Source organism: Streptomyces thermocarboxydovorans, from assembly GCF_039524635.1.
Lineage (GTDB): Bacteria > Actinomycetota > Actinomycetes > Streptomycetales > Streptomycetaceae > Streptomyces > Streptomyces thermocarboxydovorans.
This window is the reverse complement of the sequence record NZ_BAAAGU010000105.1, coordinates 1-10,929: the sequence shown is the minus strand read 5'-3', so window position 1 is coordinate 10,929 and position 10,929 is coordinate 1. Positions and strand designations below refer to the sequence as shown.

Annotated in this window: 9 protein-coding genes; 7 read left to right on the top strand and 2 right to left on the bottom strand. The window is 65.4% G+C overall.

Annotated features, from left to right (window positions below; translation table 11 throughout):
* The first annotated feature begins 208 nt into the window (after positions 1-208).
* From ABD198_RS29625 to ABD198_RS29610, 4 genes are all read left to right on the top strand, one after another.
* Complete coding sequence (locus tag ABD198_RS29625; protein ID WP_344007658.1) at positions 209-910, top strand: hypothetical protein; 702 nt, start codon at positions 209-211, stop codon at positions 908-910.
* Positions 911-964: 54 nt separating this feature from the next.
* Entirely contained in the window at positions 965-1,564 is a 600-nt protein-coding gene (locus tag ABD198_RS29620) for a hypothetical protein (RefSeq protein WP_344007656.1), read from the top strand.
* A gap of 588 nt (positions 1,565-2,152) precedes the next feature.
* Positions 2,153-3,040, top strand: a complete 888-nt coding sequence (locus tag ABD198_RS29615; protein WP_344007654.1) for a hypothetical protein — start codon at positions 2,153-2,155, stop codon at positions 3,038-3,040.
* Entirely contained in the window at positions 3,025-6,570 is a 3,546-nt protein-coding gene (locus tag ABD198_RS29610; protein WP_344007652.1) for a DEAD/DEAH box helicase, read from the top strand. The genes ABD198_RS29615 and ABD198_RS29610 overlap by 16 nt, the downstream gene beginning before the upstream one ends.
* Positions 6,571-6,726: 156 nt before the next feature.
* Here ABD198_RS29610 and ABD198_RS29605 read toward each other — a convergent pair whose 3' ends face one another.
* Positions 6,727-7,212, bottom strand: coding sequence for a TrmO family methyltransferase domain-containing protein (locus ABD198_RS29605; protein ID WP_344007650.1), 486 nt, complete (start codon positions 7,210-7,212; stop codon positions 6,727-6,729).
* 75 nt (positions 7,213-7,287) lie between these two features.
* Entirely contained in the window at positions 7,288-8,676 is a 1,389-nt protein-coding gene (locus tag ABD198_RS29600; RefSeq protein ID WP_344007648.1) for an NsdA family TPR-like regulatory protein, read from the bottom strand.
* A 343-nt stretch (positions 8,677-9,019) separates the two neighbouring features.
* Here ABD198_RS29600 and ABD198_RS29595 point away from each other — a divergent pair, with 343 nt between their 5' ends.
* The 3 genes from ABD198_RS29595 (at position 9,020) to ABD198_RS29585 (ending at position 10,909) form a co-directional block, all read left to right on the top strand.
* Positions 9,020-9,508, top strand: a complete 489-nt coding sequence (locus tag ABD198_RS29595; RefSeq protein ID WP_344007646.1) for an ATP-binding protein — start codon at positions 9,020-9,022, stop codon at positions 9,506-9,508.
* 100 nt (positions 9,509-9,608) lie between these two features.
* Entirely contained in the window at positions 9,609-10,238 is a 630-nt protein-coding gene (locus ABD198_RS29590; protein ID WP_344007644.1) for an HAD family hydrolase, read from the top strand.
* Positions 10,235-10,909, top strand: coding sequence for a hypothetical protein (locus ABD198_RS29585; RefSeq protein ID WP_344007642.1), 675 nt, complete (start codon positions 10,235-10,237; stop codon positions 10,907-10,909). Before ABD198_RS29590 ends, ABD198_RS29585 begins: the two co-directional genes overlap by 4 nt.
* Positions 10,910-10,929 lie beyond the last annotated feature (20 nt).

The following is a 10,929-nucleotide window of genomic DNA, read 5'->3' as shown; positions in this document are numbered from 1 at the left end:
TGGTCGGTGAGTTCATGACGACGTACCACACCACCATGATCCACCATCTAGCGATCTTTGAAGACGGACCCTAGTTGGGCTGCTGTCCACATACAAACAGCTCGAAGCTCATGGAAGCGCCGAGGCGGCTGCTGAGGTCGAAGCCATTGAGGCCAGGATCATCTCAAAGTCCGAGCTGAACAAGATAGACCGTAACTTTGACGCAAAAGTGGACTTTCTCGTCGAACGCGGAGTCCTGGACGCTGCCATCGCCCCTGTCCTAGAGAAGCTCCACAAGTACCGCAACGAGATGTATCACCGTGACAAGCTGAGGCCCGAAGTCATCAAGCCTGCGACCCTGATCTACTTCGACTCCGCATGCACAGTGTTGACCTCTTACCGTCATCTGTACACGCTGTACGGCTCCCCGTCTGAACTCGGCCCGGAGCTCAGGAGGTACGCCGTCGCCGACGGTCCGCTAAGTTTCGTGCGACAGGACCTTCCGCAGAGGATCGCCGCTCAGCTCCGCCACGAAGTAGGACTCGACCTGCCCCAGGTACGCAGGGCACTCGTCCAATATCTGAACGCCCGCCTAGATGAGATGAGGGATGGACTCACGTTCATCGAGGACAACCTCGGCCTACCACACCTCGTCCCCGGCGATGCCCTGCGCCTCGTGCAGGCGAACCTCACTGCGACGACAACCCTCGAACAGGTTCGGGGACGCACGTACCCGTACTCCAAGAAGGACCTAGAGCGGTGGCGAAGCCTCGTGTCCGCACTAGAGTCGATCGATGACAAGCACCACCTCGTCCGCGAGTACGCCGGCATCGAAGACGCCTTCGAGCCACTCGAGCAAAAGATCGAGAAGGCTGTGAGGGACCTCGACCGGCACCTCTCGCTCCAAGACGACATCGCTCGCGGAAAATAACCGGACCGTAACGATTCACAAGCGGCGAGCGAAGCCGGGACTATCGTGACGGGAATGAGCTGGTCACTGAGCCGCCTGACACCGCGTGAAACAGAACTGCTCGACGCATTTTTCCTCTCAGTCGGACGGGCGCTTCACCTCGCAAACGCCTACGAGGGCAAGTGCCAGTACGTACTCCGAGTAGGGAACTTGATCACCGCCCACCAGGCGGACCCGGCTCTGTCCTTGGAAGAGGTCTTCGCTACGGTGCCAGCGGACAAGCTGCTGGCTGGCACCCTGCACAGCCTGGCCGCCCATGGGATCGGCCAGACCATGGACTTCAGCACCCTGCACAAAGCCAGGGAGGCTCGGAACTTCATCGCCCACGAGGGCGCCTCGATCGGGTACATGTGGTCCGCGAACAGCGACCGCATCCTGCGGCACGCCGTGAAATTGCGGGCCGCTGTCAAGGACCTCGCAAACGGCGACAACATCATCTCGCAGTGGTGCTACGGACTCGAGGAACCGCACGATCCCCCTCCAGCAGACTGGATCAAGTGCTATCCCGAGAAGGTCGACGCCTGGGTCTTCGGGAGTCTGCGTGCGCTCCTCCCCGTCGAGCAGTCGGAACCGCAGCCAGACTGCCCAGCGCGAGCAGAGGACGGAACTCGCTGAGTCAATCGCGGGTCCTGGCCCGTCATGGCTATCTGCCGGCACAGCACGAGCTTGTCCATGCCCGTTCACCACCACTGTCGTGCCCGTAAGCCTAGGCAAGGCAGTCACACTCGGCGGCGCACTCCTCATCTCTCGCAGAGGCTGTGATTCAGGCAGCCCCACCTTCCCGACCACGCCCCTGGCGCTGCTCCCGTCAGCGCTGAGAGCCTGGTCGAGGAGGAGATCACCGAGCTAGACGATCGTTACCGTTCCCGGTGGTAGCGCGCCTGACCGTTCCTGCAACCCGCGGCCTGTGAACCAAACCAGCACCGGGAATCTCGGCGGCATGTGGCGAGCTGTAGGGCCGGGCCAGAGCAGCAGGGTCCTAATCAGATGACCAGGCTGCCCCCGCAGTCTCGGACACGAACGTCCTGAAGTGCACGACCTGGGCTCTCCTGCGAACGCACGACTGTCACCGGTCGGGTAGCAAATCCCACCAGCCCTAGGTTTTCATATGTTCAAATGATCTGGAGGGACACCTGTGTCGCAATGTCGACGCGGGGTGTGGACGGAACGGGGACAGCGAGGGCCGTAGTGACACAACCGTCAATGCCAGCGCCTCCGCCTGCAGAGGCAGACCAGACGGCAGCGGCGCACAACTACAGAGTCTCCCCGTTCCTCACGCGTACAGCCAAGGCCCAGGACGCCGCTTGCCCGTGGCAGCTGATCGGCTTCGCGAGCGGCGATGCACTCGAACGCGCCGCCGTGGCCTGGGTCGTCGCAGACGCCATCATGGAAAGCCGCGCCGGCCATTCTCGTGCCTACACGCTATGGCGAGACGCAGCACTCAAGACCCAGCCGCTACTCGGCGACGACGCTCGCCTTGTCAAGCCCTTCGTGCGGCCCGTATTCGAGCTGCCTCCCAAAGGCTCAGACGCCGATGATCATGTTCCCGGTCACGTCGGGGAGTGGCTGTGGTATCTACTCACGCGTGAGGAGCCCCTCACCGACCACGAACTGGCGTTGCTGGAGCCGCCCAGTTGGAGCGTCACCGAGGGCGGAGGCGACGGGTTCGTAGTCCACCGGATCCCAGCTGGCACCGATACCTCATTGATCTTCAAACTGTGGGAAATCAAGAAGTTCACCGGCGGCGGTTCCCTGAGCGGCACGATCACGAAAGCAGCGTCCCAGCTGGCCAGACGCGGCGATGAGTACGTGGCGAAGATCTCATGGGCAAACTCCACACTGCCCGGAGATCTTGGCCAGCTCATGACCGAACTAACCGAGCTGTGGATGCGCGCCGACCCCCGCGGCGGAGCAGGTGTGAGCGTGTCGACTAACACGGCCAGCGCCCCGAAACGATCCGCCTTTACTCAGGTCACCACCTATCTCCCGCAGCTAGTCCATCCCGGTCAGCTTCGCGGCCTGGTAATCGCAGTCGAAGACTTCGCCGCATTCGCAACTCAGGTCAGGGGGTACCTGTGGAGCGCACTCTGAACCTCACCACCCTGAGAGAGGCACTCGGACCGCCCCAACCGGATGCGCTCCCTAGTCCCGAGGAACTGATACGGCTCATAGCCGACATCGAAGTCGGGGCGATCATGAACCGATTCGCCATCGACGACACCGTACTGAGCACTGCTTGGTACCTGCACGGCGTGTGCGCGCTATCCGAGGCTGCCGAGCTGTACACCCCAACCCGTCGGCAACGCGCCTTTGCCGTCAGCGCCCACATCTTCGACCTCGCACTCGCCGACGCGGAACGACCACCCGCAGAACTTCTCTCGCTTGCTTTCGCCGCACAGATCGGCTACCGCCGCGCCGGCCAGGACCCCAACGCCACCGCCGTGTTCCGCCGGGTCAGCCACCTGTGCCACGGCCCCGGCCCGCTCGGCTACCAGGACCTCCCGGGCGCCCCGCCGGTCACCGTCCGCGACTTCATTGAGACGCTAGCCCTTGAAGCAGGGGTTGCCTTCCTCGGCCTGCAGACCACCACCCTGCGCATCCTGGTCCGCTACTGGCAAGACCAGCTGAGCGGACTGGCCGATGACCTGCAGGAAGCCGATCTTCGCGGAACCCTGTTCGGGCCCGCGCAGGCCGTCGTCGACGCAGTCGCGGCGATGACGAACTACCTGACCTACGGGGCCCGCAACCGTCTGGCCAGGGCTCGGGAGTCACTGGCCAGAGTGCTCACCGGGGAGGCTGGCGTAGGCGACCTCAATGCCCGATGGATCGCAGCTCACCTGTTGGATCTAATCGACGAACTCGCCGAAGGCAGCCTTCACGCGCTTCTTCCTCCTGGCACGCCGCGAGCAGTAGCACAAGCATTCACCCTGACCTCCCCTCCGGTGCTCACGCTGTGGCCCCCACAGCGTGAGCTACTCACGCGCCCCACTGCCAACCCGCTGGACCCCGCTACAGACCGCCTGCTGGTCAGCGTCCCCACCAGCGCTGGCAAAAGCCTCGTGTCACAGCTGATCATGTGCACTCACCTAGCGACCGTCCCCGGACGCGTGATTTATGTATCCCCGCTACGCAGCCTCAGCCGCGAAATGCGCCGCTCACTACGCGACCGACTCCGGGTCCTCGACCGCGAACTCGGGACCGACACACCAGATTTCCCTCTGTGGGGGTATCCCTTCACTGACGATGACGAGGAAGCGGACATCGACGTCGTCACCCCCGAACGTCTCATGCACGCCCTCCGTCAGGATCCGGAGAACGCCCTGAGTGATGTCACTCTGATCGTGATCGACGAGGCTCACCACATTGCGCAAGACCGGCGCGGATTCCTCCTGGAGGGACTCCTCGCATTCTGCCAAGCCCACCCCTCGGCGCCACGCCTGGTTCTGCTGTCAGCTGCGGTCGGCAACGGAGCCGCACTCGCCCATTGGCTCGACCCCAACGAACCAGAAGTTCTGTTCACCTCCGCGTGGCGAGGCCCGCGGCGTCTTCACGGGCTGCTCACCACCAACGCTCTCTGGGATCAGAAGACGACTGTCTCCCGGCGGTCGAAAGCAAGGCCCTGGACCACCCGTGTTCCAATGAGTGTTCGCATCAGCATCCGCCCCGCCCAGGCCGCGAAGATCGCGGAACTGACAACTAGCCACGACGAGCCGCTCGGCGAGCTCGTCTTTGGCCAGCGCGATCCAAAGGACTGGTCGAGTAAAGACCCCGCCAGCACTCCCGCTTACAAGATGTTCGCCGGGGCCGCGACCTACCTGCTGCCTGCCGGCCCGATGCTCGTAGTCACCGGCACGCATCAGCTGGCCCAGAACACCGCACGGGCCATGGCCGATCATTTGCCGGTGCATGAACCAGCACAGACGCTTGCCGAACAGCTCAGTGCGCAACTCGGCGAAGAGCACCCACTCATCGCTTGTACCCGGCACGGGATCGCTTTTCACCACGCCGCCCTACCCACGGACGTCCTCGAAGCTATCGAGGACGCCCTCCGGAATGACCGCATCCTCGCGGTCGTCAGCACCACGACGCTCACCGATGGCGTCAACCTTCCTGTCCGTACGGTCGTCATCACCGCCACGCTGAGCGACGACCAACGCACTCAGGCCACGGGCGTCCCGGGTCTGGACGCCGCGAAGCTGCTCAACGCCGTCGGCCGCGCAGGACGGGCCGGCCGAGAGAGCGAAGGATGGATCCTCCTCGCACTCAACCGCAAGATCGATGCCAGGGACCACGACCTGTTCACGCCAGCTGATGAAGAGCTGCAGGTCATGTCAGCGCTCACCCGCGAGCAGGCCCTACGGGATCTTGCCGAAGCCGAGGAGCTAGTGGCGCAGAGCTCAGACGACGTGATGGCCGTCACTCAATCCCTCGCCAGCGACTTCATCTCCTATGTGTGGTTCGTTCTCGACGCTAATGAACACCTCGCGTCGGACCAGCCACTGATGGCCGTCGACCGACTCTTGGCCATGCAGCAGCTCCCCGAGGAGATCAAATCCAGATGGCAGCGCCTAGCGCAGCAGACGCGACTGCGCTACTCGGCCACCTCACCGGCCACGCGCCGTCGCTGGACCACCACCGGCACCAGCCTAAGTAGTTCCCGGACGTTGGATCACATCGCCCTCAAGCTTGCCGAGCGTGTCCTGAGTAGTATTGATCCGGACTCAGTAAGCGCCTGGGACATGATCGAACCCAATGTCCTCCCACTGGCAGAGACACTGCGGCTTCTCGACGAAGAGCGCGCCTTCGACCTCCTTCTGCAACTCCCTGAACGCGGGCAGGCATGGAACTTCTACGACCGACGAGCGAACCGAAACCGCCTTCGCGTCGACGTGAACCTCCAGGAGGCGATGCACGCCTGGATCAACGGCACGCCCATCCCTGCGCTGGCCCGTCAATGGCTCCCCGACGCCCCCGTGGACTGGGCCCTGGAGCAGGCCGTCGCCAACATCAGCAAGACTTTCGAGCACTATCTCTCGTGGACGCTTGGTGCCCTGATAAACCTGACCAACAATCACCTCACCACCGCCTCAGCCTCTGTGCGCCTGCGGCCCGACACTGCTTGGTGCTTGCGGTTCGGAGTCGACACCGAGCAAGCCATCCATCTTTTGACCTCTGGCATCCACTCCCGCACCCTCGCGCACTCCATTGGCCGAAAGGCCGCAACCGACGGCATCGCCTCAACTCAATTGCGTCAATGGCTTGCCGACCAGCACATCGCGACATGGCGAACGCTATACAACGCTAGCGATCAGGAAGTCGCCGATCTCCTTGAGTACGTCCGTACCCGAAGGCGAAGCCTTCTTCGTGCCATCCTCAAAGACGGCTCGGCGGAACTCGATGTCGACCGGGACTCCCCTGCCTGCTCTTCCGCTGTGAGCCTTCGATGGCCCGAGTCCGCGCCCCCTTCAGAGATCAAAGTGGTGGACGATCAAGGCAATGCCTGTGCCACAGTCCGTGCAGGTGACCACGCTGACGTTCTAGCGGTTCTCCAAAGCGGCTTGTCACTGTCTCTCACGCTGCAAGGAACCCAGCTGCTCCTGAACCGGTCAGGAGCCGACTAGCGAGCCGCGCTATCAAGCTGTGAGCCCGGCGAACCCTCGCGCCGAAGGCCCCTAGCACTGGGCACCTTCCGGACGACCCAGCGCGACGGCCGTTGTTGGCGCCCGCTCGGGCGCCTACGGCCAGCCGCCAGTCTCGGTCGCGGAGGCTGCCCCGAGTCACCGTTCACGGGCGTCCCTCCAGTAGTCCTCCAGCATCTCGCCGGGCCACGCGGGCTGGGTGACGATGCCGCGCGGCAGGAACTCCTTGAAGACCGCCACCAGGTCCACCACCAGCGTGCCGTCGTCCGCATCGAGGTCGGCGACGTGCAGGTCCCGTCCGTCGACACGGAGCAACCGCGGGAACGAGGTCGCCAGGCGAGCCGGGCGCCGGTGGTTGTGGTGCACGAAGGTTCCCGTCGCCGGCCAGTCCGGATTGTCCCGCGGGCTGCGCGCGTGGAGGGCAACGTCTTCAGGAGAGCCGAAGTTGAAGAACCAGGTCACCTGGAGGTGAGAGAACTCCTCGATCCCCTGCAGGGTCTCCTCCGGGTACTCCGGGCGCAGCCGAATGATCGATTCCACACCGCCCTTGAAGTCGTCGAGGCGGCCCTTGTGGCCCCCGACCACTTCGGCGATCACCGGCACCTCGATGGACTTTGTGGACACGGGTTCCCCCTTCTCCGCTCGCGGCACGGCAAGGCGGTCAGCCACAGCATGCCCGCCTTCACCACCATGGCGCGGTCAGGCTACTCGTTCGAGTACGGCCTTGGCGCGCTCGTCGATCTCCGCCGCCACGCTGATTCCCCGATTGCGGAAGGGGGAGAGCACCCGGCGCATGTTCACGGCTGCCTCGCGTGCTCTGCCCGACTGGACGCCCTCCATGGCGTCCAGGGCCTGTGCCCACGTGTGGCATGCGGCCTCCACGTTCCCCTTGCGGGCCTGCACAGTGCCCATGTAGCCCAACGTCACCGCGTGAGTCCGGCTGAACGTGTCGGCCTTCCTGGTCAGCACGCTGTTGTTGAATTCTCGGAGCGCTCCATCGAGATCGCCGAGCGTCCACAGGGTGCGGGCGGTCTCGTGGGCCAGGGAAGCCCGCTGGAAAAACCACACCCGACTCGGATCCTCGTCACCGACGTCAGCCGCAGCCAGGTCGTCCTCGGCGCGGAGAAGCGCTGCGATCGCGGCCCGCTTCTGTCCGTTGGCAGCAAGACTGCGTGCCTGCACCACTCCGAGCAGTGCCCGCTCGCGAGGCGTCGCGAGGGTGTACCGCTTACGCTCCACGGAAGCCGTGGCGAGGTCGACGGCAGCCCGTGGGTGGCCGAGATCCGTTGCCTGGTGAGCCATCGCCCGCAGGATGTGGCCGGCGAGGGGAGCGTCGTCGGCTTCCGCCGCGAGCTTCAGCGCCAGCGTGAAGTAGCGCCGTGCGGCCTCATGGTGAGAGGCGTCGAAGCTCATCCAGCCGGCGACGTACACCGACTCGGAGGCAGCGGCGAGGAGCGCGCGACGAGTGTCGTCGCTGGTGAATACCCCTCCGACGTACCTGGCAACGTCGTCGACGAGGTACTGGTAGAGGGCCGTGCGGCCATCCATGCCGCCGTGTCGCTGGTCTCTTCGAGAGAAGAACTCTGTCATCTCACGCACAGCGCTGACTTCGGCGGCCCCGACCCTGCGGCTCGTCGCAGCGGGGCGGGACTTCGCACGCTGAGGTGCCTCATCCCACCACTGCTGTCCAGGCAGAACCAGGCCACCCACCGAGTAGGCGGCGCCGGCCAGCAATCGGCGGCGTTCGAGGTCCACGTCGCTTCTCCCAAGGTCTACCAGCGCAGTCAGCGTATCGACGTTCCACTCCGATGCCGCCACTGCACCCGCGCCCGGCACGGAGAACCCGATCTCAGCTGGTGTGATGGGGCGTTGCAGTCGCCGGGACAACGTCTCGCACAAGATAAGGGGCGCTCTGCCCGAGGGCTGCGTTCCCGCGACCCACATGGCGATGTGCGAGCGGCTGGTGCCCAGCAGTTCCTTCGCTCCCACCTCCGCCGCGACCCTCACGAAGGCAGCCGCCACTTTCTGCTGCGACCAGCCTGTTTCCGCGATCGCGTCGGCCAGCTTCACGTTCCGCTCGCGCGCCATCGTCTACCTCGGTTCACCAAAACGATCTTTGACGGGTTTGACGGCCCCGGCAGCCGCCGGGAGATACCGCCGCGATGTGATCCACGGTTCGCTCGTGGTCAACGAAACCACCAACTGCCCTTGCCCGGGAGGAAACCGGTGAAGACCAGCCACACGACTGGCGCCGATACCCGGACTGGGTCGGGCGACGGGCGCGGTCCCGCTCCGACGTCCGGCATACGGCACCTCGACCAGCCTCCGCCGGTGGCCGTGCTCGTGCAGAACCTCCGCCGCTTCGACCACTCCGACAAGACCGCCGATCGAGTCCTCCGCGGACTCAAGCACCAGTTGTGAGAAGGCGAGCATGGACCGAATCGAAAGTCTGGGCAGCGTGATCAGCGCTCCCGAACAGCAAAAGAGCCTGACGCTCGCCGCCAACGACAGGGCTCCGGGCAAGGCGCGGTCCTTCACCCGGGAAGCGCTGACGGCGTGGGGGGTGGAAGACCTTCTGGACCAGGCCGTGCTGATCGTCAGCGAGCTCACCACCAACGCCGAGCGGCACGGTCGCACTCCGGGCGTCGGCCTGAGCCTTCCGTCCAGAGTGGAAGGCGAGCCCGTCGAAGAGATCACGCTGACGTTAGCCCTGCAGGCCGGTGTCGTGGGGATCGAGGTCGAAGACAACTCCCCTGAGCCCCCGGTGCCTCGGACCGCCTCGCTCTATGCCACCAGCGGACGGGGCCTACACCTCGTGTCCGCAGCGGCCGACGCCTGGGCTGCCTGCCCCAAGGAAGACGGACGCGGCAAGAGAGTGATCGCTCTCGTGAGGCGCACCGAGTCGCCCTTCACCTCCTGACCCCTTCCCTTGGAGATCCCTGATGTCATCCCGGCTTGCGTCCTCACCCGCGCCGACCTCCGGCGGAACGAGGCTGGCGCTCGACACCGGAGCCGTACGTGTGCTGCTGCTGGACTTGGACGGCGTGCTCGTCGACACCCGCCCGGTCATGGAGCGCGCGTGGCGCCAGGTCCGTGAGGACCACGGCCTCGACGTGCCGTTCAGCGAGTACGAACGCCACCTGGGCCGACCCTTCGCCGACATCATGCAGCAACTCGGGCTCGCCGATGCCGAGCCGATCCACCAGACCTACTCCAAGGCGTCGACGGCCGCCTCTCACCTTGCCCGGCAGTTCGACGGCGTCGCGGAGGTCCTGCATACCTTCGCCGCTGCCGACTGGCGGCTGGGGATTGTCACATCCAAGCCGTTGGCGCGAGCCACCCCTCTCCTGGCCCAGCTCGGCGTCCCGTTCGCCACGGTGCGCACGCCGAACGGGGTGGGGCGGGGGAAACCCGCGCCAGACCCGATCCTGCTCGCCCTGATCGACCTGGGCGCCGACCCGGCCGATGCCCTGTACGTCGGAGACATGGCGGTCGACCAGGAGGCAGCCCGTCGCGCCGGCGTCTCGTACGTGCATGCGGGCTGGGGCTACGGCACACCGAGCCCGCCGGCCCCCGCCGTCGCCGAATCGCCGAAGGACCTGCTGCGGCTCATGGACACCGGGCCGATCCTCGAAGGGAGCCTGGTATGAGGCCAACCAAGCGCAGCGCCTTGGGCATCGCCCGCGCCGACGCCGATGGCAAGCCCCTGTGGGCGCTGGTTGGCGAGGGCGCGCTCGCGACCATGAAGTCCGACCGGATCACCACGTCCGAACTGGAGGCCCTGCCCTTCGACCAGCGCGATGCTGAAGCACGGGTCGACCATGTGATGGAGGCCCTCGAAGCGTACGGCGCCGACCTCGCGAGGACTCCGGGTGGCGCGGGGTGGCTGTACGTCCAGCACGTGCCGGCGCGGCGCCTGGTGGCACAGGTCGTACGTATGCTGGCGGCGCTCAGCGCGTGGGAGCCGTTCGCCAAGGCCCCAGGTCCGCTGAGACTCGCGCCCTACGAAGGACTCGTCGGGCTCCGGTCGAGCAGCTCCCGCGAGTACCGCGCGTACACGGTCACCTGGTCGGGCATCGCCTACCTGCTCGGAGCCGCAGCCCCTCACAACCCCCTCCGCTCCGCGCGGTTACGCAACCTTCCTGCCGCCCCGGCGGCCGCATCAGTGCCGAGGCCGGCTCCCTCGGAGCTTCCAGTGAGCGAGGTGGTGGCGTTGTCGTGGTCGTCCCGTCACGCGGCCACTCTGCTACCAGTCTTGGAGGAGCTAGCTGTGCTGTCCCGGGACGTTGGTGACACGCGTGCTGGGTGCTTGAACGGGTGAGGGCCTTCTGGGTTCGGTGT

Excerpts from the sequence above, each read along its gene's own strand:
- ABD198_RS29600 (WP_344007648.1), bottom strand. The coding sequence starts at position 8,676 with ATGGCGCGCGAGCGGAACGTGAAGCTGGCCGACGCGATCGCGGAAACA.
- ABD198_RS29585 (WP_344007642.1), top strand. The coding sequence starts at position 10,235 with ATGAGGCCAACCAAGCGCAGCGCCTTGGGCATCGCCCGCGCCGACGCC.
- ABD198_RS29615 (WP_344007654.1), top strand. The coding sequence starts at position 2,153 with ATGCCAGCGCCTCCGCCTGCAGAGGCAGACCAGACGGCAGCGGCGCAC.
- ABD198_RS29595 (WP_344007646.1), top strand. The coding sequence starts at position 9,020 with ATGGACCGAATCGAAAGTCTGGGCAGCGTGATCAGCGCTCCCGAACAG.
- ABD198_RS29620 (WP_344007656.1), top strand. The coding sequence starts at position 965 with ATGAGCTGGTCACTGAGCCGCCTGACACCGCGTGAAACAGAACTGCTC.